This is a genomic window from Pannonibacter sp. I15F10I1, assembly GCF_900185665.1.
Taxonomy (GTDB): Bacteria; Pseudomonadota; Alphaproteobacteria; order Rhizobiales; family Stappiaceae; genus Pannonibacter; species Pannonibacter indicus.
Genome location: NZ_FYAN01000029.1, coordinates 209,209 through 233,502 on the forward strand (window position 1 = coordinate 209,209; position 24,294 = coordinate 233,502).

Consider the following 24,294-nt stretch of genomic DNA (forward strand, 5'->3'; position numbering starts at 1 on the left):
ATTCTCCCCTCCGCGCTGTTACATGATTTGCACGCTAACGGATGAAAATCGCCGGTGCAATCAATCCGCGCCAGAAAAGAGATCCGGCTCCATCAGCATCAGATGCTGCAACAGGATCAAGGCCTTGGCATCGCGGATTGCACCCTGCCGCCAAAGCGCAGCCGCCTGCGCACAGGTCAGCTCGTGGACGGTGATATCCTCACCCTCCTCGACCAGACCGCCGCCGCCATGGCGCTCAGTCCCGGCATAGTCGCACAGAAAATGATCTACCCGGCTGCCCAGAATGCCGGGGCTGGAATAGCTGGAACAGGCGAGCTTCAGCCCCTGCGCCTCAACGCCGAACTCTTCCATCAGCTCGCGCCTTGCCCCGTCCTGCACGTCCTCGCCCTCCTCGAGCCGGCCTGCACAGACCTCCCAGGGGAAGGGGTCATCCTGATCGGCCATCACGGGCACCCGCAACTGTCGGCAAAGCAGCAGGCACTTGCGCCTGCGGTCCACCGGCAGGATGGCCACCACATTGCGGCCATAGCGCACCACCTCGCGCACGATGGTCTGCTGCGCGCCATCGCTGCGGGCCTGATCCACGGTGATCTCCTCCACCGTGCAGCGGCCCTCATAGACCATCCGGCGGGCGCGCACGGAAATGCGCTTGCGGCGGGCGGTATCATCTTCGCTGTTCATGGGATTTCCTGACGGAGCGATTGAGACTGGACGGGGAGCCTATCAGGCTACGCTCATGAGGCAACCGCCTGCATGACTTGCAGGACCCGGCAATCACTGGAGCACCCACCGGGTGGGAGAACAAATCGCCTGCAGGCCCCCTCTTCAGGAAAAGAGATCAACTGCCGCCGCAGATATAAATGATCTATAAATTCTATAGACTTTTATCTCCAGCTGACGATCCTTTGAGATCAGAAAACCGGTCTCTGGGAGATATCAGCATGGTCATCAGCCAGCTCACGAAAAATGCAGGAATTCTCAAGGCTTCCTTGGCGGCAGCACTCATCGGTACGGCACTGGGCAGTGCTGCGGCAAGTGAGCAGCCCAAGCAGGGCGGAACGCTGGTCTACCTTGAGCAACAGCCCCATACGGTGCTTTACCCGCCGGCGGGCGGATTTTATCCCAATGGCGGCATTCTCAACCAGATCACCGACAAGCTGACCTGGCAGAATCCGGAAACGCTCGAAATCGAGCCCTGGATCGCAGAATCCTGGGAAATCAACCCGGACTACACCCAGTTCACCTTCAAGCTGCGGCCGGGCGTGACATTCTCCGACGGCACTGCCCTTGATGCCGCCGCAGTTGCAGCCAATTTCGAGGCTTTTGGCAAAGGCAAGAGCGAACGCAAGTTCCCGGTTTCGGAAGTGGTCAACAACTTCGACCGCGCCGAAGTAATCGATGATCTGACGGTCCGCTTCCACTTCAAGAAGCCCAGCGCCGGTTTCCTGCAGGGAACTTCGGTGATCGGCTCGGGACTGGTGTCCCTGTCCACGCTGGACCGGAACCTTGACGAACTGGGGGATGCAACGCTCGTCATCGGCTCCGGCCCCTTCGTCGCCGTCAGCCAGGAAACCGGCCGGGAACTGGTGCTCAAGGCACGTGAGGACTACAACTGGGGTCCGAAGAACCTCGCCCATCAGGGGCGCGCCCATCTGGATGGCATCCGCTACCTCATCGTGCCGGAAGATGGCGTGCGCATTGGAGCGCTTCTGTCGGGACAGGCCGATTTCGTCCGCCAGATCCAGGCCTATGACGAGCCGCAAGTGACGGCCCGCGGATACCAGATCCATGCTGCAGCGACACGCGGCGTCAACAACTCGGTTGTCTTCCGTCCAGACAATCCGCTCGTGGCAGACAAGCGCGTCCGGCAGGCCTTGCTGCACGCCACCGACCGTGAAGGCATCATCAAGACGCTGTTCTCGGACAATTATCCCGCAGCGCGCTCCATCATTGCCTCCTCGGCCCAGGGCTTCACCGATATCAGCGCCAAGCTGACCTACGACCCGGCAAAGGCAGCCGCTCTGCTCGATGAAGCCGGCTGGAAGCTGAACGCAAACGGGCTGCGGGAGAAGGACGGAAAGCTGCTGGAGCTGACCGCCTATGAATCCCCGCCCCAGCCCCAGAACAAGGCCACCCTCCAGCTCATCGCCCAGCAGTGGGGCGAAGCCGGGGTGAAGTTCAATGTGCTGGCCGGAGACGCCGGCAGCCGGGTGCAGGACAGCCTTGATCCGCAGAAGACACCCGTCTCGCCGGGCATGGTGGGCCGCGCCGATCCGGACGTGATCAAGAGCCACTACCATTACGAAAACCGCAATGTCCTGCTTCAGACCGGCGGCGTCAGCACCAAGGTCGAAAGCTTCCGGGACGACAAGCTCAATGGCCTGCTCGAAGCCATTGCGGCCGAAACCGATCCGGCAAAACGCCTGCAACTGGTGGCCGATGTCCAGAACTACGTCGTCGACGAAGCCTATGCCGTGCCGATCTTCGAGGAGCCGCAGGTCTACGGCAGCGCGCCTTACGTGAAGGGCATCCAGTTCGAAGCCGTTGGACGCCCCTGGTTCTACAGCGCCTGGCTTGACCGCTGAGGCCTGCGCCGCCGCCACGGGAAAGCCTGAGGCGGCGGCTTGTTCCGATCAACTGGGAGCACTTTCATGTGGACCAGCATAGCGCGCCGCTCAGGGCATTCCCTGTTCGTCCTCTGGGCGGCATTCACCCTGTCCTTTGTCCTGCTGCAGGCTCTGCCCGGTGATGCGGTCCTGATCCGCTTTCTGGGGGGCGATTTTGGGCTGACGCCGGACCAGCTGGCGGAACTGAGGGTGCTCTACGGCGCCGATGCGCCCCTGTGGGAGCAATATCTCACGACCCTCAAGGGCTTCCTCACCGGGAACTTCGGCTACTCGGTGATATCCGGCACACCGGTTGCCGCCGAGATCGCCACCACGCTTCCCTTCACCCTCAAGCTTGCCGGACTGAGCCTCGTGGCCGCCGTCATCCTGGCGCTCGCCATTGCCTGCCTTGCCAGCCTGTCGCGGTTTCAATGGCTGCGCAGCCTGCTTGAAAGCCTGCCATCGTTTCTGGTCTCCGTCCCCGTCTTCTGGCTGGGGATCGTCCTCATCCAGATATTCTCGTTCCAGCTCGGCTGGGTTCCGGTGATCAATCCGGGGCCGGTTGAGAAGCTTCTGCTTCCCGTTCTTGCCATTGCAGTGCCTGTCTCTGCCCCCCTCGCCCAGGTCCTTCTGCGCAACATCGAGGAAGTTTCACGCAGGCCCTTTGTGAAAGTGGCGAGGGCCAAGGGCGCAAGTGAAGCCTACATTCTGCGACGGCATGTAATCGGCAACGCAATCCTTCCCACACTGACCATCGCTGGCCTGCTGTTCGGAGAGCTGGTCGCAGGTGCGGTCGTGACGGAAACCGTATTCGGCCTGAACGGACTTGGCAGACTGGCCGAGCGTTCGGTCCGGCTGCAGGACACAGCCGTGCTGCAGGCCATCGTCGTCATCACCGCCTTTGCCTTCCTGACAATCAACCTTGCGGTGGACCTCATCTACCCGCTCGCCGACCCACGCCTGAAGACGGCGCGTGCGCCCCGGAGGCTGACACCATGACAAGCTTCAGCATCAGTCCTGCAGCCACCGTTGGCCCTGAGGCCGCCAAGCGCCTTCCGCTGACGCTGCTTGTATCGCTGGCAATCCTGATCACCGCCGCTGCCTGGGCCGTGGCGCCTGACCTCTTCACGAGCTACAGCGGAACCGTAGGCCTCAAGGGCAACCAGCTGCAGCCTCCCTCCGCGACCCATCTTCTGGGCACCGACGAACTCGGCCGCGATCTTCTGGCGCGCATCATCCATGGCACGCGCTATTCCCTCTCGGGCGCCTTCGTCGCCGTATCGATAGGCCTCGTGACCGGATCTCTGATCGGGCTGATCGCCGGAACGTCCGGCAGCCGGGTGGATGCCTTGCTGATGCGGATGATCGACGTGCTCCTTGCCGTCCCGACCCTCCTGCTGTCGCTGGCCATCATCATCATCCTCGGTTTTGGCCACGTGCAGGCAGCCATAGCGGTGGGGGCTACGGCAATCGCCAGCTTCGCGCGTCTCATGCGCTCCGACGTGATCTCGGTCTGGCGGGCAGACTATGTGGAAGCCGCCTTTGCCAGCGGCGCCCGCACGCCTGCCGTTCTGTGGCGCCATGTGCTGCCCAATGCCCTGACATCGGTGCTGGCTTTGGCTGCCCTGCAATTCGGCTGGGCCATCCTCCAGATCTCGACGCTCGGCTTTCTGGGATACGGCGCGCCGCCTCCCACGCCCGAATGGGGCCTGCTGATCGCAGAAGGGCGCAACTACATGATGATCGCCTGGTGGCTCACCCTCTTCCCCGGCGCCGCGGTCATCCTTGTCGTTCTTGCCTCGAACAACATCGGCCACATCTTGCAAAGGAGGCGGGGATGACTTTCGCAGCACGGATCAATGCCCCCATCACGCCGGACGCTCCCCTTCTTTTTCCGAAGGAGGTCCTGCGCACCGAGGGGCTTGGCATCGCCTATGGCACCAGACAGGCCGTTCACAACATCTCCTTCTCGATCAAGGCTGGCGAGACCGTCGCTCTTGTGGGGGAGTCAGGCTCCGGCAAGTCGACAATCGCCCAGGCGCTGATTGGCCTTTTGCCTGCGAGCGGCCGGATCACAAGTGGCCATATTCTCCTGGGCGGAGACGACATCACCCGCCGCAGCCAAAGGCAGCTTCAGGCCCTGCGGGGCACGCGGATCAGCCTTGTTCCGCAGGATCCCGGCAGTTCGCTCAACCCGGTCAGAACCATAGGGTCCCAGGTCGCGGAAATGTTCCACCTCCACACGGATCTTGCCGCAGCGGCGGTCAAGACCGAGGTGATCAGTCTGCTGGAGCGGGTCGGAATACGCCAGCCTGAGCTGCGTTTCAGCCAGTACCCGCACGAGCTGTCTGGCGGTATGCGCCAGCGTGTTCTGATCGCCATGGCCATTGCCCTCAGACCGGATCTTATCATCGCAGACGAGCCGACCAGCGCGCTGGATGTAACTGTCCAGAAGCGCATTCTGGACCTCATCGACACGCTGCGGCACGAGACAGGCACCGCCGTTCTCCTCATCACCCACGACCTGGGAGTGGCAGCCCAAAGAGCAGACAGAATGCTGGTGCTCCAGGCCGGTGAAATTCAGGATTCCGGTCCGGCGCGGCAGGTCATCGATGCCCCCCGCTCGCCTTACACGCAGCAGCTGCTTGCAGATGCCCCCGCCCTTGCAGCCCCGGTGGTCCGCCAGCCGGTTCCTGAGGGCAGCGGCAATGTCATCGAGGTTTCGGGCCTGCGGAAGATCTATGCTTCGGCAAAGGGTTCACCCGTGGCAGCAGCGGAAGACATCAGCTTTTCCGTTGCCCGCGGAACGACCCATGCCCTCGTGGGGGAATCCGGCTCGGGGAAAACCACCACGGCCCGGATCATCGCCGGATTGCTGCGCCAGGACGCCGGCACGGTCAGCATCAACGGAACCGCCACCAGCTCGCTGGCGGCAGAAGAGCTGCGCCGTTTCCGCCGCCAGATCCAGCTGGTGTATCAGAATCCCCTTCAGTCGCTCGATCCCCGGCAAACGGTGCGTCAGATCATCGAGGAGCCTCTCCTCAACTTCGAACGCCCTTCCCGCGCCGAACGGCTCCGGCAGGTGGAAGAACTGGCCGAGCGTGTCCAGCTGCAACCTCACTTGCTCGACAGGCGGCCTGCGGCTCTCTCCGGCGGGCAGCAGCAGCGTGTGGCGATTGCCAGAGCTCTCATCCTGCGCCCCTCCATTCTCGTGCTCGATGAAGCTGTCTCTGCACTGGACGTCACCGTTCAGGCCCGCATTCTGACGCTTCTAGGCAATCTCCAGCGCGGGCTGGGGCTCACCTACCTCTTCGTCTCGCATGATCTGGCGGTCGTACGGGCCATTTCAGACACCGTGTCCGTCTTTCAGGCCGGACGCATTGTCGAGCAGGGCACCGTAGCCGAGGTCTTCTCCAACCCGCGTCAGCCCTACACCCGCGAACTCATCGAAGCCATCCCGGCAGTTGGCAAGTCTGGCGCAGAACGGGTGGCACCTTTCACTGCACGCTCCATCGAAGGCACCGCAAAATGACTTCATTCACCACCAAAAGGCTCGGGTTCTTCACACGGCTTCTCGATGATGTTCCGGCGGGAGAGCGTTACAGGCTTGCGCTGGCGCAGATCGAGGCCGCAGAGCAGCATGGCTATGACACGGCCTGGATCGCCCAGCATCATTTCGACCCGGATGAAGGCGGCCTGCCTTCCCCCCTCGTTTTCCTGGCCCATGTGGCAGCCCGCACCAGAACCATCCGCCTTGGCACCGGCGTCATCACCCTGCCGGTGGAAGACCCGCTGCGCGTTGCCGAAGACACAGCAGTGCTGGACCTTCTGTCGGGTGGGCGGCTGGAGATCGGCCTGGGCACCGGCGGAACACCGGCCACATTCACTGCCTTTGGCCTCGCCCCCGAAGAACGGGGGCAGGTTCATGCCGTCAAGCTCGCAAAGCTGCGCAATGCCTGGAACGGGCAGGAAATCACGGATGGCCGCCGCCTCTATCCGGCTTCACCCCAGCTCAACAACCGTGTCTGGCAGGCCACTTTCTCGGTCGAAGGCGGACGCCGTGCAGGCCTCGCCGGTGACGGACTGATGCTCTCGCGCACGCAGCCCCGGCCGAAGGACAGGCCCTTTCTGGCTCTGGACGACATTCAGAACCCGATTATCGATGCCTATCTCGAAGCCCTTCCCGATGGCGTGGAGCCCCGAATTCTGGCCTCCCGCAGCATCTTCATCGCAGACAGCCGGAAAGAAGCCCTGCGCCATGCCGAAACTGGCCTGCGCCGCGTCGCCAAACGGTTCGAGGCTTCCGGACATACGCTGAGGGGCAACTCGCTGGAAGACCTGCTGGCAACATTCGACACGCATACGGGCACCCCGGACGAAGTCAGCGAAAGCCTGAGCCGCGACACATCGCTCGAGCGGGCCACGGACGTGTCGATGCAGGTCCATTCCATCGACCCGCCGCATGAGCTGATCCTGCGCTCCATCGAACTGCTGGCCGAAGTCACCGCCCCCGCACTGGGCTGGCGCTCTCCCGTCTTTGCCCAGGAGCGCATCTTCTCGGGCTTGCGGCCCTTCTGAACAGACTGACAAACAACGGAGGCACTGATGACGACCACATCAGAAGACATTATCGGCGAACTTGCCGGCATCGAACCGGGCTCTGCGCTCAGCCGCATCCGCCAGAACCGCGCTGTGGCCCAAGCGGAAGCACAGCTGGCCTATACATTGCTGGTTGAGCCGGAAATCGCGGGCGACGTCTCCTTTGCCGAGCGGCACGCCGTCGCCTACTTCACAGCCCTGCTTCATGGCGCCCCTGCGATTGCATCTCACTACCGCGAGATCCTTGAAGGATCGGACCCGACCGATGGCCCCCTGCGCCGTGCCGTGAAGGCGACCGCAGCCGTAAGCCGCGCGTCCGGACCTTATGGTGCCTATCCGCAAGGGCCGCTGAGCCGCGAGAACACGGAAGGGCACGGTCTGGAAATCCCGCCGGAGGCTGCTGTCATCCTGGGCGCCCGCCTCACCGCAGCCCTGCATCACGTCCACCTGCTCGTGTTCCATCCCCGCGATGCAAGCCCATCAGCGCTGCAGCGCCTGCTTGATGCCGGCTGGACGGAAACCGGGATTGTCATCCTGTCACAGCTCGTTGCCTTCCTGAGCTTCCAGATCCGGGCCGTCACCGGGTTCAAGGCGCTTGCAGCCGCCCGTCAACGCCGCCTTGAGCGGTCCATTCCAGCAGAGTGAAAGGCAGGATCATCATGGGAAACACTGTTCTTACCCATCCCGGCAACACCGAACCGGTTGTCTTCACCCGTGAAGAACTGGGCTGGCTCCCCTGGCTGGAGCCTCTGCAGGAGGAGCATCTGACAGAGAAACACTGGACAGGCCTCGTGGATCGTGCGCGGTCACGCTCGCCCTACTTCATGCTGCTCGCACGAGATCCGGAAGTGCTCGGCGCCCGCACCCGGCTCGACAAGGATGTTTTCTACAACACGTCCGGCGGACTTGCGCGTGATGCAAGGGAACTGGCGGCAGCCGCAGTCTCGCGGGTCAATGGCTGCATCTACTGCGCGTCGGTTCATGCCCGCTTTGCGGCAACCTATTCCAAGCGGGCGGACGATATCGACCGTTTCCTTGAAACTGGTTCGGCAGAGGGGCTGGATCCCCGCTGGACCGCTGTCGTGGAAGCCGCCACAGCTCTGACGCTCACCCCATCGTCCTTCACGGCAGACAATGCCGAAGCGCTTCTGGACGCTGGCTTCGAGGAAGAAGAAATCGCCGACCTCATCTACGCCAGCGCATTCTTCAACTGGGCCAACCGGCTCATGCTCTCCCTCGGCGAAGCTTCGGCAAACTGAACGAGCTGAACGGCTGGCAGCGGTGCAGGTCCGCTCTGCCGGCCATTCAACCGTCCGAAACAACGGCCCCACGCCCTTGCGCTGATGACGAATTGCTGGGCGGCAAGGTCAGGATTTTTGCCTCCCTGCCCTCTCTGAAAGCAAACAGACTTCCCCTTTCAGCCCCTGAATATGGAATGGACGCCCGCTGTCCTCGCGCTTATCGTCTACAAATAAAGTAGACAAATACAACTCCGGACTGCAACTGCACGACACCTGCCTCCGGAAGCGCCGTGGACATCCCCATGACATTCAGACTGAGTATCCTCGACAAGTCCCCCACCGGCGAAGATGGCAACGCCACGAGGGCGCTCCAGACCTCGCTGGCGCTCGCACGCCTGGCGGACCAGCTCGGCTATCACCGGATCTGGTTTGCGGAGCACCACGGTGTTCCCGCTCTGGCTGGTTCCGCTCCCGAGGTTCTGATCGCCCATGTTCTGGCCATCACGTCACGCATACGGGTTGGTTCAGGCGGGGTCCTGCTGCAGCACTACAGCCCCTACAAGGTAGCCGAGACATTCGGCGTTCTTGCAAATCTGGCACCGGGCCGGGTGGATCTTGGCATTGGCCGGGCTCCCGGCGGCATGCCTGCGGGCCGCAGGGCACTTCAGTGGGAGCTGGCAGCCGAAAAACGGCCATTCGAGCAGAAGCTGCGTGAGCTGGACCATTTCATCCGGGGAACGCTGCCGCTTGGCCACCCGCTTGAAGGGGCTCAGGCGCTTCCGGCAGCTGCAGCCCTGCCTCAACTGTTCCTGCTGGGTGCAAGCGCGGAAAGCGCCCGGCTTGCTGGCAAACTTGGCTGGAACTACGGCTATTCCGGACACCACAACGGTGACGCCAGCCTTCTCAACGAGGTGAAGTCCACCCATGCACGGGCTGGCGGCCGGACCTTTTCCGTGGCCGTGAGTGTCGTGATTGCCGGATCTGCATCAGAGGCGGCCCGCCTGTCGCAGGAGGCGCGTGTCTTCAAGGTGACCCTCCCGGATGGCCACAGCGTCAACCTGCCGAGCGAGGATGCCGCCCGCGAATATGCCCGCCAGTCCGGAGAGGACAATTACACCCTGCAGCCCCTGACGCCCCAGCTGATTGCCGGAACGCCGGCCCAGGTTCTGGACAGGCTGGACGAGCTGCACCGGACCCAGGGCATCGATGAATTCGTGCTTGATCTTCCAACCACAGGAGCCAGGGCCCGGTTTGAGGCGCTCGAGGCTCTCGCGACCCACCGCCATCTCACCGCAGCCTGACACGGAGACACCCATGACCAGCAAATCCATTCCCTTCGGCATCATGCTCCACGGGCCGGGCGGCCACATGAATGCGTGGAAGCATCCCTCATCGACACCTGACGCTTCGGTCAATTTCGACTACCTGCTCAAGACTGTCCGCAAGGCGGAAGCGAACGGAATTGCCTTCGGCTTCGTCGCCGACGGGCTCTACATCAACGAAAAGTCCATTCCGCATTTCCTCAACCGGTTCGAGCCGCTGACCGTTCTGTCTGCCCTGGCGGCGGTGACCAGCCGTATTGGCCTTGCCGGAACCGTCTCCACGTCTTACTCCGACCCCTATACTGTCGCCCGGCAGTTTGCCTCGCTGGACCTGATTTCGGGCGGGCGCGCTGGCTGGAACGTGGTCACGTCGCCGCTTGAAGGTTCTGCGCGGAACTACAGCCGAGCCGAACACCCTGACCATGCCCTGCGTTACGAGATTGCCGGCGAGTATCTCGAAGTGGCTCAGGGCCTCTGGGACAGCTGGGACGAGGACGCTTTCCCGAGGGACCGTGAAAGCGGGACATTCTTTGACCCGCAGAAGTTCCGCAGGCTCAATCACGAAGGCACCTTCTTCAAGGTGGAAGGTCCGCTGAACATCCAGCGCTCGGCGCAGGGACAGCCTGTGATCTTCCAGGCAGGCTCATCGGATGCCGGCATTGATCTTGCCGGCCGCTATGCCGATGCGGTCTTCACGCACTCGCCTTCCCTTGAGGAGACCCGCGATTTCACGAACAAGGTGAAGGACGCAGCACAAAAATTCGGGCGGGAGCGGTCTAGCGTCAGGATTTTCCCCGGCATCGGACCAATCGTGGGCCGCACCAGGGAAGAGGCTCTGGAAAAATACGAGGTCATCCGGGGCCTTCTGTCGCTGGAAGAAGCGCTCGACTATCTCGGCCGCTACTTCGATCATCACGACTTCCGGCAGTACGATCCCGACGCTCCCTTCCCGGAGCTTGGTGACATCGGGCGCAACAGCTTCCGCTCCACCACCGACCGGATCAAGGCCGATGCGAAGGAGAAGAACCAGACCCTTCGTGAAGCCGCTCTGGCAGCCGCGACGCCCCGCCCCGGCTTCCTCGGAACTGGAGAGGAAGTGGCCCGCGAGATCATCCGCTGGATCGATGCTGGAGCATCCGACGGCTTCATCCTCGGCTTTCCGGTGCAGGCACAAGGACTTGATGACTTTGTGGAGCTTGTCATTCCGGAACTGGAAAGGCTTGGCAGGTTCCAGCGGGAACTGACCGGAACAACCCTGCGCGCAAATCTGGGGCTGCCCTTCAGGGAGAGCCGCCACTCTGAGCGCCTCTCCAGCCGGACAGCAGCCGAGTAGGACCAGCCACATGACCCTGACGACCTTGAGAACAGCCGCCCCCGCGGCTGAACGGGACCTCTTTGCCGCAACGGTCCCCGGTTTTGCCGAACTGCGGCGGGAACTGCACCAGGAGCCGGAACTGTCCGGCTCCGAAGTCCGCACATCTGCCCGGATCGCCGCCCTGCTCAAGGCATGGGGCTACGAGGTGGAAACCGGCGTTGGCGGACACGGTGTCGTGGGAACGCTCGTGTCCGGTTCCGGCAGCCGCAAACTGGGGCTCCGGGCCGACTTTGATGCGCTGCCAATCCACGAGCAGACAGGCCTGTCCTATGCCAGCCGCACCGAAGGCGTCATGCATGCCTGCGGCCATGACGGGCATACGGCCATCCTGCTGGCTGCCGCATCCTGGCTGGCCCGCACACGCGGCTTCGACGGCACGCTGCGGCTCATCTTTCAACCGGCGGAGGAAACCGCTTCCGGGGCCAGAGCCATGCTCTCGGACGGCTTGCTCGAACGTTTCCCCATCGACGCCATCTATGGCCTGCACAACTGGCCAGGCCTGCCGGAGGGCCAGTTCGGCTTCATCACGGGTCCGGCAATGGCGGCTGTCGATCAGGTAAGCCTGACGGTGAAGGGCCGCGGCGGGCACGGGGCGGCACCGCATGAGGCTATCGATCCGGTCGTCATCAGCGCCTATGCGCTCACCGCCCTGCAGTCGATCGTCTCGCGCAATGTCAATCCGCTGGAGAGCGCCGTGGTCACGGCAGGGTCGATCCATGGCGGGTCTGCCTCCAACATCATTCCTGACGAGGTGGACCTGAAGCTGACCCTGCGCAGCTTCACACCGCAGACACGCGACCTCCTCGGCGAAAGGGTCCAGACCCTGCTGCGGGGTGTGGTTGAAGGGCTCGGCGGTGAAGCAGTCCTGTCTTACAGGCGCGGCATTCCTGCCGTCACCAACCATCCGCAGGAAACGGAGGCAGCGCGCCGTCTCGCACTCGCCCTATTCGGCACTGAAGCCGTCGAGCCGGATCTTGCGCCCCGCATGGCGAGCGAGGACTTCGCCTTCCTGCTCGAAGCGGTGCCGGGCAGCTATCTGTTTGTCGGCACCGGGCCCGGCGCTCCGCTGCACAGCCCGCTCTATCAGTTCAACGACAGCATCATCGAACCGGCTGCCTGGTTCTGGGTGCAACTGTCGCGGCATTACCTTTCAGGAGGAAACGCATGACCAGTGAACAGCTGATTTTCTCAAGTCCAGCCCATCCACGCGCCCTGCCCCTCGTGGAGGATCTGATCCGCGAATACGACAGCCGTTATGGCACCGTGTTCAACCCGGAAGGGGCAAGGGCGGAGCTCTACCGTTATCCGCCGGATGCTTTCACTCCGCCAAACGGCAACTTTCTGCTGGTGCTGCGCGAGGGCGAGACCGTCGCGGGCGGCGCATTCATGCGCAAGGACGAGCGCACTGCCGAACTGAAGCGCATCTGGACACGCCACGATCTGCGCCGTCAGGGCCTCGCCCGGCGGATTGTTCAGGCTCTGGAGGATCAGGCCGCACGGCAGGGATACACACGGATCTATCTCACCACGGGGTTCCGACAGCCCGAGGCGGCGGCGCTCTATGTCAGCATGGGCTACAGGCGGCTGTTTGATCCTGAGCTGGATCCGGCGCTTTACCGCTCGCTTCCCTTTGAAAAGCACATCGGCAGCGAGGCCGGAAAACCCGGAACCGCCCCTTTCAAACAACCTGAGTTTACCCCTGAAGAAGCCGCTGCACTGCTTCAGCAGCACGCACTTGCCGTGAGGGAGGGACTTTCACATGACCGCAACTGACATCGGCTCCCTCCCCCGGGACACTCACACCGGCAGCGCCGCCGGCCTGACGGTCGTGCCCGTCCGCAACTACGGGCGCATCGCGGGAACTGCCCTGAGTATTGTCATTCTTGGCGCCGTTCTGAATTCCATTCTGGGCAATCCTCGATGGGGCTGGCCGGTCTTCGCAGAATGGTTCCTCGCCGAGCCCGTCCTCGTCGGACTTGGCAGAACGCTGCTTCTCACGCTGCTCGGGTCGGTCTTCGGCTTTGCACTCGGCACGGTGCTGGCGCTTGCCCGGGTCTCATCCTCGCCGCTGCTGGCGGCAACAAGCTGGTCCTTCATCTGGCTGTTCCGCTCGCTGCCGCTCATTGTGCTGCTGCTGCTGCTCTACAACATCGGCTATCTCTACGAGCGGATCGTCCTCGGCGTCCCCTTCACGGACATCACCTTCTACAGCTGGCAGACAACCAATCTCATCACGCCTTTCGCAGCCGCTGTGCTTGGCCTCAGCCTCAACCTGGGCGCCTTTTCGGCGGAAGTGATCCGGGGCGGCATCCTGTCCGTTGATCAGGGGCAGCTGGAAGCAGCCGCAGCCCTTGGCCTGCCGAAGCGGCGCCAGTCCTTCCGCATCGTTCTGCCGCAAGCCATGCGTGCCATTCTGCCGACGGCCTTCAACGAGATCATCGGTCTCGCCAAGGGCACGTCGATGGTCTACATCCTTGCGCTCCCCGAGCTGTTCTACACGATCCAGATCATCTACCGCCGCAATCTCGAGGTCATCCCCCTGCTGATGGTGGCAACGGTCTGGTATCTGATCATCCTCTCCGTCCTCTCGGTCATCCAGCATTACGTCGAGCGGCATTATGCCAGGGGCGCGGTCCGCACCCTCGCGCCTGACCTGCTCACCAGTCTGGTACGAACTGTCCTGCCCACGAAATGGCAGCAGGGCCGCGCTGCAGCCAGAATCAATGCCCCTGCTGCCGGCACGGACAAAAATGCGGCCATCGCACCAGTCAGCGCACGGGCCATCACACGCAACGCGCTTCTTCCGGGTGCAGATCTGCCCAGAGGCGGTGAAATCCTGATCGAGAACATTTCCAAGTCCTACGGACAGCTGAAGGTTCTGAACAACATCTCGCTCAGACTTCCATCGGGTAGCGTAACGGCGATCATCGGCCAGTCAGGTTCCGGAAAGTCCACCCTGCTGCGCACCATCAACCATCTGGAGCGCGCGGACAGCGGGCATGTGCAGATTGATGGCCGCTACATCGGATACCGCCGCGAGGGCAACAAGCTTTACGAGCTGCCCGAGAGCGAAATCCTGCGCCAGCGCACGGATACGGGCATGGTGTTCCAGAGCTTCAACCTCTTCCCCCATCTGACCGTGCTGGAGAACATCATTGAGGCACCGGTCAGCGTGAAGGGCCTGCCGAAGGCAGATGCGAGGGAACTGGCGCTTGCCTTGCTCAGCCGGATCGGACTGGCAGACAAGGCCGGAGCCTATCCCCGGCAGCTCTCGGGCGGCCAGCAGCAGCGCGTTGCCATCGCCCGCGCCCTCGCGCTGAAACCCAAGGTTCTGCTCTTTGATGAACCGACATCAGCACTCGATCCGGAACTGGTGCAGGAAGTGCTGGACGTCATCAAGGATCTGGCAAGATCAGGTGTGACGCTTGTCATCGTGACCCACGAAATCGGCTTTGCCCGCGAAGTGGCAGACACCGTGGTCTTCATGGATCAGGGGCGGATCATCGAGCAAGGGCCGCCTGCGCTGGTCCTGTCAGACCCGCAGCATCCCCGCACCCGGGACTTCATCGCCAAGGTCCTCTGAGCCCTCGCAGCTTCAGCATCAAAACATGTCCCCCGGACATGACGCATTCCGGCCGCCCCAGGTGGCCGGGACCGGGGGAGCGCATCCTCCAACACCAAGCCACACCGCATTTAGATACCTAACCATGGAGCATTACGCATGAAACACCTGCTCACTCTCACCGCAGTTGGCCTGTCACTCGGCCTGTCACTCGCCGTGCAGCTTCCCGCGCTCGCGGCAGGGCCGGATCTCAGCCCGGAACAGGCCGGGCGCATCCGCGCCGAAAAGGTGCCGGAAGCGATCGCCCTGATCCCGAAGGACTACAAGTTCGTCACGCCGGGCAAGCTGACCGTGGCCCATACGGCTGCCCGCCTGCCCTTCGGCACCTTCGCAACCGACAACGAGACAGTGATCGGCTCCGAGCCGGATCTGGCGCAGCTTGTGGCTGACTCGCTCGGACTGGAGCTTGAATCAGTCGGTGTTGCCTGGGCCGACTGGCCGCTCGGCATCGTCTCCGGGAAATATGATGCCGTCGTCTCGAATGTCACCGTCACGGAAGAGCGCAAGGAGAAGTACGACTTCTCGACCTACCGCCGTGACGACCTTGGTTTCTGGGTCGCCAATGCCAGCGACATCAAGGAGATCACCCTACCCGAGCACGTAGCAGGCAAGAAAATCATCGTTGGCTCCGGCACCAATCAGGAGCAGGTTCTGCTGCGCTGGATCGAGGAAAACAAGGCCAAGGGCCTGCCTGATACAGAGGTTCAGTATCACGACGACGACGCCGTGCGGGAACTGACACTCCAGTCCGGACGCGCCGACGCCTATCTCGGCCCCAACGTTCTGGCCGCCTTCGAAGCCCAGCTCAAGGGCACGACACGCCTTGTGGGCAATATTCCCGGCGGATGGCCGCTGACGGCCGAGATCGCCGTCGTCACCCGCAAGGACTCCGGCCTCGCAGATGCCGTGACCGCAGCGGTCAATGCCCAGATCAAGAACGGCAATTATCAGAAGTATCTCGCCCGCTGGAACAACACGGCCGAGGCCATCAGCGAATCCCGCACCAATCCTCCCGGCCTGCCGAAGAAGAACTGACGCTGCCCGGCACGGAGGCGGCGGGGAATCCCACAGCCGCCTCCGTTATTTGAATTCACGGAGTCCATCATGAAACAGTTCTTCCATGCGCTTGCCCTGCTCACCCTGTCGGTGGCACCGGCGCTTGCCAGCGACGTGTTTGACCTCAGCCCCGACGCACCAGGCAAGGTGCGCCGCGAGCCTGTTGAGGCCGCCATCGCAGCCATCCCTGCCGGTTACAGCTTTGCCAATCCTGGCTATTTCACCGTGGCAACCACCGGCGCTACGGCACCGCTTTCCACCTATGCGACGGACGCAAAAACGCTGGTTGGTGCAGAGCCCGATGTCGCCCAGCTTGTTGCCGATGGGCTCGGACTGGAGCTTCGGCTTGAAGCTGTTGCCTGGCCGGACTGGCCGCTGGGCATCGTGTCAGGCAAGTACGACGCGGTGATTTCCAATGTGGGTGTAACGGAGGAACGCAAGGAGAAATACGACTTTTCATCCTACCGTCAGGGCCTGCACGGCTTCTACGTCAAACAGGACAGTCCGGTTACATCGATAACCGAACCGGCAGACATCGCTGGCTTGCGCATCATCGTCGGGGTTGGCACCAATCAGGAGCGCATCCTGAGGGAATGGGACGCGATCAACGTGAAGGCCGGATTGGCCGGGGCCGATCTCCAGTCCTATGACGAAGAGGCAACGCGTCTTCTCTCGCTGCTGTCTGGCCGCGCAGATGTGATCGTTCAACCGCGCGCTTCCCTGATCTTCATTGCAGCCCGCGACCGGAACATCCGGGAAGTTGGAACCTTGAGTGCAGGCTGGCCGGAACGGTCGGATGTGGCTGTCGTCACCAGAAAGGGCTCGGGTCTGGCTGAGCCGGTATCACAGGTTCTCAATGCCTCGATCGAAGACGGCAGCCTTGCAAAGGTCCTGGCCCGCTGGGGACTTGAAGATGAGATCCTGCCTCGCTCAGAGGTCAATCCTCGCGGCCTGCCGAAGTATTGAGCCATGAGCTTTCATCATTTCGCCTTCCTCACCCCCGGCAACTTCAGCGCGGCAGCGCCCGGTGCGGGGCTTGAGGAGACGCTCAGGCTGATCACGGAAGGTGAGAACCTGGGCTTCGACAGTGCATGGGTGCGCCAGCGTCATCTGGAACGCGGCATCTCCTCGGCCGCCACCTTTCTGGCCGCAGCCAGCCAGCGCACCTCCCGCATTGGGCTGGGGACGGCTGTCATCCAACTCGGCTATGAAAACCCGTTCCGCCTCGCGGAGGATCTGGCAACCGTCGAGGCTTTGTCAGGCGGAAGACTCAACGCAGGTTTCAGCGACGGTCCGGCCCCCTTCGCCAGCCTGCTAGGGGATGTACTCCCCCCGCTTTTCGCCCCCGATGAACCATATGGCCGGGCTGAGCGGCTCCGGCATGCACTTTCAAGCCCGGTTCTGGCCAATGAGCCCCTTGCCGGAAATGCCGCCGGCCCGCAGCTTCCACGCCTGCATCCGCATGTGCCAGCTCTGCTCGACAGGCTCTGGTATGGCGCCGGGTCGCAGCGGTCAGCCACCTGGGCGGGACGCAGCGGCTTTCATCTGCTGACCGGGAACGTCATCACGGCGGAAGCCAGCGAGGATTTTCTGGCCGAGCAGATCAGGCTTGTCGGAACGTTCCGCCAATCCCTGCCTCGCGCACAAACTGGTACAGGGCGTGTGGCAGTTGGCCGTGTCATCCTTCCGCTGGATGGGGCCGGGCCGGAAAGGCGTGAAAAATTCAAGGGCTTTGCCGCATCCCGGCTGGAGCGCACCCGCCAGCCCAATGGGCCGCGCCGCACCATGTTCCTGCCGGACATCGCCGGAACGCTTGACGAAATCGCCAAGGCGCTGCGGGAAGACCCGGTCCTGCAAATCACCGGGGAACTCAGGCTCGAACTCCCTTATGAGTTTGGCATCGAGGACTACCGGCACATCCTGCAGCGCTTTGCAGAAATTGTTCCGGACCTGCGGGCGCCCTCCAGCCCCGGCCAGCCTGCTCCGGTGCTTGCTGCACACCCGGCAGTCTGAGCCCAACAGCAAAAGGCGCAGCCCTCACGGGCCGCGCCTTCCGTCAGTTCACTTCTGCTTCACAACCAGATCACAGCTCGCCGGAGAGGGCTGCATCGAAGATGGCAAGCGCTGCGTCGCGGGTGAGTTCCACCGGGTTGCCGCCTGCGGTCGGATCGACGATGGCCATGTCCGCGATCAGGTCACGCTTGGCGCCATCGACACCGAGGCCGCCGATGGTGTGGGGCACGCCGAGATCGGCACGCATCTTCAGGATATGCTCAAGGAAGCCGTCGAAGCCGCCCTTGATCCCGCAGAACCCGGCCAGACGCTCGATCTTGGCCTCGATGGCGGAGCGGTTGAACTTCAGCACATAGGGCATGAAGACCGCATTGGTCATGCCGTGGTGCGTGTCATAAAGCGCGCCGACCGGATGGGACAGGGCGTGGATGGCGCCAAGGCCCTTCTGGAAGGCCACCGCGCCCATGGCACCGGCGCTCATCATGTGGCCGCGTGCCACCAGATCCTGCCCATTGGCAGCAACCAGCGGCAGGTTTTCCAGCGCAAGACGGGCGCCTTCCACGGCGATGCCTTCCGACATCGGGTGATAGAAGGGCGAGCACAGGGCCTCAAGGCAATGGGCCAGCGCGTCCATACCGGTGCCGACGGTGATCATGCGCGGCATGCCGGTGGTCAGTTCCGGATCGCAGATGACGTAAGACGGCAGCATCTTCGGGTGGAAGATCACCTTCTTGGTGTGGGTCTCCTCATTGGTGACCACACCGGCGCGGCCGACTTCCGAGCCCGTGCCAGCCGTGGTCGGCACGGCAACAATCGGAGCAATACCGGCTGGGTCGGCGCGGGTGTACCAGTCGCCGATATCCTCGAAGTCCCAGATCGGGCGGGTCTGGCCGGACATGAAGGCAATCAGCTTGCCCGCATCAAGGCCCGAGCCGCCGCCCACGGCGACGACGCCGTCATGGCCGCCTGCCTTGTAGGCGGCAACGCCTGCGGAAATGTTGCTGTCGACCGGGTTGGGCTTCACGTCCGAGAAGACGGCAGCCTCGATGCCATCGGCCTTGAGCAGGTCGAGCATGGCTGTGGTCATCGGCAGCTTGGCAAGGCCGGGGTCGGTGACCAGCAGCGGGCGCTTCATGCCCGCAAGCTTCACGACGGCGGCCAGCTCCTTGATGCGCCCAGCACCAAAGCGCACGGCAGTCGGATAGGACCAGTTGACAGAGGGAACGGTGGTCATGGTTCAGGCTTTCAGATTGAAGGTCTCGAAATCAGTCCGCAGAACGTCCCCCTCCCCCTTGAGGGGAGGGGTTAGGAGTGGGGGTATCGGCCTTCCGGTTCAACCGGAAGGCCATTTCTGCTGCGGCGCTGATACCCCCCTCTGTCTGCTCACGCAGACATCTCCCCCTCAAGGGGGGAGAGGGGCGCTGCGGCAAGATCGAAGGCATCTGCAACACTGCGTACCTTCAAATCATTGTCCAGCCAGCGCCGCAAATCCGGTTCAGTGTTCCTTGCGCAGGTGGAAGGACTTGGGCCGCGTCAGGTTGGCGAAGCCCACCTGCGACAGGGCAGCGCCCTTGCCGGTGTCCTTCACGCCGGTCCAGACAAGGCCGGGGTCCACATAGTCGCAGCGGTTCATGAAGACGGTGCCGGTGTCGATCTCGCCGCCGATCCGCTCGGCCGCGTCGAGGTCTTCCGTCCAGATCGAGGCGGTGAGGCCATAGGGGCTGTCGTTCATCAGCTGGATGGCTTCCGCATCGTCCTTCACCTTCATGATGCCGACGACCGGGCCGAAGCTTTCCTCGCGCATCACCGACATCTGGTGATTGACATTGGTCAGCACCTGCGGGGCGAGGTAGGGCGTTCCGGCCTTGTCCATCGGGAAGGCGGACGTGTCGATATGGGCCTTGGCGCCCTTGCGCAGCGCCTCTTCCGTCTGCTCGCGCACCCAGGTGGCAAAGCGCGTCTGCGCCATGGGGCCGATGGTGGTTTCCGCATCGAGCGGATTGCCGAGCTTGTACTGCTTGGTCAGGTCGACAAAACCGTCCACGAAGGCGTCGTAGCGGCTCTCATGCACATAGATGCGCTCGATGCCGCAGCAGCACTGGCCGGAGTTGAAGAAGGCGCCATCCACCAGATTGGCGACGGCATAGTCGAGGTCGGCATCGGCCATGACATAGGCCGGGTCCTTGCCGCCCAGCTCCAGCCCCATGGTGGCGAATGTGCCGGCCAGAGCCTTCTCAATGGCCTTGCCGCCTGCAACCGAGCCGGTGAAGTTGACGTGGTCAACAAGACCGGAGCCGAGCAGCCTTTCCGTGCCCTCGTGGGTCATGACGATATTCTGGAACACGCCCTCCGGCAGCCCGGCCTTCTTGAAGGCCTCGGCAAAGCGCTCGCCCACCAGCAGGGTCTGGGCGGCGTGTTTCAGCAGCACCACATTGCCTGCCATCAGTGCCGGGAAGATGGTGTTTCCGGCCGTCAGGAACGGATAGTTCCACGGCGCAATGACCATGACGAGGCCCAGCGGCTCCATCTTGAGGTAGCGCTTGAAACCGGGGCGCTCCGGCGGAACGATATTGGCCAGTGCATCCTTGGCGATGCTGGCCATGTAGCGGGCGCGCTCTTCCACGCCGCCCTTCTCGCCGCCGAAACGCACCGGACGGCCCATCTGCCAGGCCAGTTCCGGCACGATTTCCTCATTCATCGCCAGAAGCGCCTCAAGCGCCTTCAGGCACAGGCCGATGCGCGTTTCCAGCGGCGTTGCCGCCCAGCCCGGCTGTGCTGCCTTCGCCGCCGTGACCGCCCGGTCAACCGCCGTGGCGTCTGCAGCAGCCCTTTCGGCGTAAACCGATCCATCGACCGGCGATATCAGCTTGATTGTTTCGGTCATGTTCTTCTTCCAGTTGGCAAAAGCCGTTGTGCCCGCATCAGCAGGCAAGTGTCCTGACATGGCCCGCCTCGCCATAAGCGAGGATGGCACGATCCCGTGTGACGATGGTGAGATCGTGTTCACGGGCTGTTGCAATCAGAATTCTGTCCATCGGATCGTTGTGGACCGGCTCCGGCAGATAGGAGGAGGCGATCAGAATGCCCGCCGTCACCTCTTCCACCTGAATGCCTGCCACATCGACAAATTCCTCAAACCAGCGTAGCGGCGGCTTGGTCGATGCCAGCCGCCCCTTGGCCACAAGCACGCCAAGCTCCCACGCCGACATGACAGACAGGCGAAGGGGATGCTTCGCCGTATCCACCGCGCCAATGGCCTTCATCGCCGCATCAGAGACCGGAGCCCCCTGCGACAGCCAGATCATGGCGCATGTGTCGAGCAGCAGCGGCTCAGACATCCTCGTAGACCTTCCCCCACTCCCCGTCGGCAGGCTGCACCAGATCGTCCTCCGACAGCACCGTCAGCGTTCCCTTCATGCAGCCGAAGATGCTGGCCGCCGGACGGACCGCCTTCACTGTCTGCACGGTTTGATCCTTATGCGCCTTGCGGAAAGTCAGCCTTTCCGCCGCCAGATCCACATTGGCCGTCACATAGCCGGCATCGAGCCATGCTTTTGTAATAACACTGTTGCTTGGGTTGTTGCTCCACCAGGCCCGGTGCTTGCGCGCCGAGGCCGGCAGGCTGCCGTCGATCAACCTTTCGATTTCCGAAAAGGTCATCGAGAGAGTCTCGAACTTTCCGGACTTCAAATAGGTTCCAAGCGGATCATACTTGTGCATCGCCAAGCTCCTTCGCACGCTGTGCATCATCTGTCACAATCGTACGGGAAAACAACACACTCATCAACAGTGCATATAGTGTACCTATTTCAGCACCTCTCAAACCCGCGGGCCAGTTCGTAATCCGTGACAACGCGGTCGAATTCTTCCTGCTCCCATTCCCCGGCGCGGGCGTAATGCTCGACAACGCCGTCCCCGAAAGCCTCGCGCAGCATCTTCGACTTGCGCAGGGTCTCCGTCGCATCGCGCAGGGTGCGGGGGATCTGCTTGGCCTTCTGCGCCTGATAGATGTCGCCGGTCATCGGCGGGGCAAGCTCCAGCTTTTCCTCGATGCCGCGAATACCGGCTGCGATCTGGGCTGCAAGGGCCAGATAGGGGTTGAGGTCCGAGCCGCCAATACGGCATTCCACGCGCACGCCCTTCGAGCCCTCGCCGCAGAGGCGGAAGCCAGCCGTGCGGTTGTCGATGGACCAGACCGTGCGGGTGGGTGCGAAGGTGCCGCGCTGGAAGCGCTTGTAGCTGTTCACATAGGGCGCCAGGAAATAAGTGTAGTCGCCCGCATATTTGATGAGGCCCGCCATGTAGTGCTTCATCAGCGCCGACATGCCGAGGCTGTCCGAAGCATCGAAGAAGGCCGGCTTGCCGTCCAGCGTCCACAGCGACTGGTGGATATGGGCGGAAGAGCCCGTGCGGTCCTTGTGCCACTTCGGCAGGAACGTGACGCCATGGCCCTTCTGCCAGGCAATTTCCTTCACCGCATGCTTTGCGATGGTGTGATAGTCGGCGCAGAGCATGGCGGGCGCGTAGCGGATGTTCAGCTCCTCCTGCCCGGCCTCGGCCTCGCCCTTGGTGTTTTCCACCGGGATGCCCGCGTTGTAGAGATGGTTGCGCACCGGGCGCATCACATGCTCTTCCTTGGTGGTGGCGAGGATGTGGTAATCCTCGTTATAGGCGGAGATCGGCTCCAGATCGCGGAAGCCGGACTTGCGGATCTCGTCGAAGCTCTTCTCGAACAGGAAGAACTCCAGCTCCGTCGCCATCATCGCCTGAAAGCCCATCTCCTTCAGCCGGGCGACCTGCCCCTTCAGCAGGGCGCGGGGCGAATGCGGCACGCCGGCGTGGGTGTGGTGATCCTGCACGTCGCACAGCACCATCACCGTGCCCTCCAGCCAGCCGAGGCGGCGGATGGTGGACAGGTCCGGTTTCATCACATAGTCGCCATAGCCGCGCGACCAGCTGGTCGAGGCATAGCCTTCGACCGTGTACATTTCGAGATCCGTTGCCAGCAGATAGTTGCAGCAATGGGTCTCGTCATAGGCGCTGTCGATGAAGTGGCGCGCGTGGAAGCGCTTGCCCATCAGGCGGCCCTGCATGTCGATGATACAGGCCAGAACCGTGTCGACCGTACCTTCCTGAACGGCCTGTTTCAGGGCGTCGAATGTCATGTTGGCAGCCATCTGGAGATCGTTCCGTTCATTCTTGAAAGTGACCGGGCGGCGCAGCCTCCCGCGCCGCCGTTGATCGCAGGCAGCGGCGTGAAGTTCCACGCCGCCGCAAGCCTTGCGCCGGATCAGCCGTAACGGTACGGACGGCCAGCCTTGGCCATGGCGGCGTTGTATTTCTTGATGATCTCGACCACCTTGGCCTTGGTCTCGGACTCGGCGGCAATCTCGTCCCAGAACTTGCCCGCAGCGGCTTCCACCGTCGCCCATTCCTCGTCCGGAATGGAGGTCAGCTGCAGCTTGGTGCCGTTGACGCGCAGGTCCGCCTCGCCGCCCCAGTACCACCACTGGCGGTAGAGATGGGAGGAGTCCATGGCGAGCTGCAGCATGATCTTCAGGTGATCCGGCAGCTCGTTCCAGCGGTCCATGTTGGCGAAGAAGTGGCCGATCCAGGCGCCCGAGATGTTGTTGGTGAGGAAGTACTTGGTCACATCCGCCCAGCCGACGGTGTAATCCTCGGTGATGCCGGACCAGGCGATGCCGTCAAGCTCACCGGTCTGCACCGCCGTCTGAATGTCTTCCCACGGCAGGGTGACCGGCACGACGCCGAACTGCGACAGGAAGCGGCCGGCGGTCGGGAAGGTGAAGATGCGCTTGCCCTTGAGATCGGCCAGGGAGTTGATCGGGTCCTTGGTGGCGAAGTGGCACGGGTCCCAGGCACCGGCGGAAATGTGCTTCACGCCGACGCGCGCATATTCCTCTTCCCAGATTTCCTTGAGGCCATACTGGTTGAACAGCACCGGCACATCGAGCGAGTAGCGCGTGGCGAAGGGGAAGTAGCCGCCGAAAACGGTCACCTCGGTGGGCGAGGCCATGGAGTCATCGTCCGACTGCACCGCATCGATGGTGCCGCGCTGCATGGCGCGGAACAGTTCGGAGGTCGGCACCAACTGGTCGGCGTAGAACAGCTCGATTTCCATCTGGCCGTTGGCCGCCGCATTGAAGGCATCGATGGCCGGCTTGATCACATGCTCGCCAAGGGCAGGCCCGGCATAGGTCTGCAGGCGCCACTTGATCGGCGCCTGGGCGAGAACCGCCGGAGCGGCCAGCGTGGTGGCGCCTGCTGCAACCGTTGCACCAAGGCCCGCATTCTTCAGGAATTCACGTCTGCTGGTCATGTCTGCTAACTCCCCTGTTGGTCATGATCATGGTGTCCCGGACAGCTGCCTTTGCGGCCTTATTATTGCCTGTCCGGCTTCCCCGAAGTGACGGCCTTGCGGATTGCCCCGTGCGCCCGT

The 24,294-nt window shown here is 62.9% G+C and carries 22 protein-coding genes; 15 read left to right on the forward strand and 7 right to left on the reverse strand.

Going from position 1 to position 24,294, the window contains the following annotated elements:
- Nucleotides 1-60: 60 nt before the first annotated feature.
- Complete coding sequence (locus tag IF10I1_RS21805; RefSeq protein ID WP_186415277.1) at nt 61-681, reverse strand: NUDIX domain-containing protein; 621 nt, start codon at nt 679-681, stop codon at nt 61-63.
- 260 nt (nt 682-941) lie between these two features.
- Between IF10I1_RS21805 and IF10I1_RS21810 the strand changes: the two genes are divergently transcribed.
- The 15 genes from IF10I1_RS21810 to IF10I1_RS21880 all read left to right on the forward strand — a co-directional run bounded on the left by IF10I1_RS21810 (nt 942) and on the right by IF10I1_RS21880 (nt 17,834).
- The gene (locus tag IF10I1_RS21810) at nt 942-2,585 is read left to right on the forward strand and encodes a TIGR04028 family ABC transporter substrate-binding protein (RefSeq protein ID WP_186392116.1); all 1,644 of its coding nucleotides are present in this window, start codon (nt 942-944) and stop codon (nt 2,583-2,585) included.
- A 66-nt stretch (nt 2,586-2,651) separates the two neighbouring features.
- Entirely contained in the window at nt 2,652-3,605 is a 954-nt protein-coding gene (locus tag IF10I1_RS21815) for an ABC transporter permease (RefSeq protein ID WP_058897931.1), read from the forward strand.
- Nucleotides 3,602-4,447 carry an ABC transporter permease gene (locus tag IF10I1_RS21820; RefSeq protein WP_186392117.1) on the forward strand — a complete coding sequence of 282 codons (846 nt, stop codon included), beginning with the start codon at nt 3,602-3,604 and terminating at the stop codon, nt 4,445-4,447. Before IF10I1_RS21815 ends, IF10I1_RS21820 begins: the two co-directional genes overlap by 4 nt.
- Nucleotides 4,444-6,138 (forward strand): ABC transporter ATP-binding protein, encoded by a 1,695-nt coding sequence (locus tag IF10I1_RS21825; RefSeq protein WP_186392118.1) that lies wholly within the window; start codon nt 4,444-4,446, stop codon nt 6,136-6,138. The genes IF10I1_RS21820 and IF10I1_RS21825 overlap by 4 nt, the downstream gene beginning before the upstream one ends.
- Nucleotides 6,135-7,184, forward strand: a complete 1,050-nt coding sequence (locus tag IF10I1_RS21830) for a putative FMN-dependent luciferase-like monooxygenase (RefSeq protein ID WP_186392119.1) — start codon at nt 6,135-6,137, stop codon at nt 7,182-7,184. Before IF10I1_RS21825 ends, IF10I1_RS21830 begins: the two co-directional genes overlap by 4 nt.
- Nucleotides 7,185-7,211: 27 nt before the next feature.
- The gene (locus IF10I1_RS21835; RefSeq protein WP_186415278.1) at nt 7,212-7,850 is read left to right on the forward strand and encodes a CMD domain protein; all 639 of its coding nucleotides are present in this window, start codon (nt 7,212-7,214) and stop codon (nt 7,848-7,850) included.
- Between the two features lie 14 nt (nt 7,851-7,864).
- The gene (locus tag IF10I1_RS21840; RefSeq protein ID WP_186392121.1) at nt 7,865-8,464 is read left to right on the forward strand and encodes an alkylhydroperoxidase domain protein; all 600 of its coding nucleotides are present in this window, start codon (nt 7,865-7,867) and stop codon (nt 8,462-8,464) included.
- A 284-nt stretch (nt 8,465-8,748) separates the two neighbouring features.
- Nucleotides 8,749-9,747 (forward strand): MsnO8 family LLM class oxidoreductase, encoded by a 999-nt coding sequence (locus IF10I1_RS21845; RefSeq protein ID WP_122519323.1) that lies wholly within the window; start codon nt 8,749-8,751, stop codon nt 9,745-9,747.
- A 13-nt stretch (nt 9,748-9,760) separates the two neighbouring features.
- Nucleotides 9,761-11,101: an LLM class flavin-dependent oxidoreductase gene (locus IF10I1_RS21850; protein ID WP_186392122.1), complete on the forward strand. Its 1,341-nt coding sequence runs from the start codon at nt 9,761-9,763 to the stop codon at nt 11,099-11,101.
- A 10-nt stretch (nt 11,102-11,111) separates the two neighbouring features.
- Complete coding sequence (locus tag IF10I1_RS21855; protein ID WP_186392123.1) at nt 11,112-12,311, forward strand: M20 aminoacylase family protein; 1,200 nt, start codon at nt 11,112-11,114, stop codon at nt 12,309-12,311.
- Nucleotides 12,308-12,916, forward strand: coding sequence for a GNAT family N-acetyltransferase (locus tag IF10I1_RS21860; RefSeq protein ID WP_019963308.1), 609 nt, complete (start codon nt 12,308-12,310; stop codon nt 12,914-12,916). Before IF10I1_RS21855 ends, IF10I1_RS21860 begins: the two co-directional genes overlap by 4 nt.
- Nucleotides 12,903-14,726: an amino acid ABC transporter permease/ATP-binding protein gene (locus IF10I1_RS23120; RefSeq protein ID WP_186392124.1), complete on the forward strand. Its 1,824-nt coding sequence runs from the start codon at nt 12,903-12,905 to the stop codon at nt 14,724-14,726. The genes IF10I1_RS21860 and IF10I1_RS23120 overlap by 14 nt, the downstream gene beginning before the upstream one ends.
- Nucleotides 14,727-14,864: 138 nt before the next feature.
- Complete coding sequence (locus IF10I1_RS21870) at nt 14,865-15,800, forward strand: ABC transporter substrate-binding protein (protein WP_186392125.1); 936 nt, start codon at nt 14,865-14,867, stop codon at nt 15,798-15,800.
- Between the two features lie 69 nt (nt 15,801-15,869).
- The gene (locus tag IF10I1_RS21875) at nt 15,870-16,787 is read left to right on the forward strand and encodes an ABC transporter substrate-binding protein (protein ID WP_186392126.1); all 918 of its coding nucleotides are present in this window, start codon (nt 15,870-15,872) and stop codon (nt 16,785-16,787) included.
- A gap of 3 nt (nt 16,788-16,790) precedes the next feature.
- Nucleotides 16,791-17,834, forward strand: coding sequence for an LLM class flavin-dependent oxidoreductase (locus IF10I1_RS21880; RefSeq protein WP_186424659.1), 1,044 nt, complete (start codon nt 16,791-16,793; stop codon nt 17,832-17,834).
- A 70-nt stretch (nt 17,835-17,904) separates the two neighbouring features.
- On the opposite strand, the gene IF10I1_RS21885 is transcribed toward IF10I1_RS21880, so the two are convergent.
- The 6 genes from IF10I1_RS21885 to dctP all read right to left on the reverse strand — a co-directional run bounded on the left by IF10I1_RS21885 (nt 17,905) and on the right by dctP (nt 24,174).
- Entirely contained in the window at nt 17,905-19,068 is a 1,164-nt protein-coding gene (locus IF10I1_RS21885) for an iron-containing alcohol dehydrogenase (protein ID WP_186392128.1), read from the reverse strand.
- Nucleotides 19,069-19,329: 261 nt separating this feature from the next.
- The gene (locus IF10I1_RS21890) at nt 19,330-20,718 is read right to left on the reverse strand and encodes an aldehyde dehydrogenase family protein (protein ID WP_186392129.1); all 1,389 of its coding nucleotides are present in this window, start codon (nt 20,716-20,718) and stop codon (nt 19,330-19,332) included.
- 37 nt (nt 20,719-20,755) lie between these two features.
- The gene (locus IF10I1_RS21895; RefSeq protein WP_019963315.1) at nt 20,756-21,172 is read right to left on the reverse strand and encodes a type II toxin-antitoxin system VapC family toxin; all 417 of its coding nucleotides are present in this window, start codon (nt 21,170-21,172) and stop codon (nt 20,756-20,758) included.
- Nucleotides 21,165-21,554 (reverse strand): hypothetical protein, encoded by a 390-nt coding sequence (locus tag IF10I1_RS21900; protein WP_122519317.1) that lies wholly within the window; start codon nt 21,552-21,554, stop codon nt 21,165-21,167. Before IF10I1_RS21900 ends, IF10I1_RS21895 begins: the two co-directional genes overlap by 8 nt.
- An 89-nt stretch (nt 21,555-21,643) precedes the next feature.
- Nucleotides 21,644-23,011, reverse strand: coding sequence for a glutamine synthetase family protein (locus IF10I1_RS21905; protein ID WP_186424660.1), 1,368 nt, complete (start codon nt 23,009-23,011; stop codon nt 21,644-21,646).
- Nucleotides 23,012-23,124: 113 nt separating this feature from the next.
- Entirely contained in the window at nt 23,125-24,174 is a 1,050-nt protein-coding gene (gene dctP / locus IF10I1_RS21910; RefSeq protein WP_019963318.1) for a TRAP transporter substrate-binding protein, read from the reverse strand.
- Nucleotides 24,175-24,294: the final 120 nt, after the last annotated feature.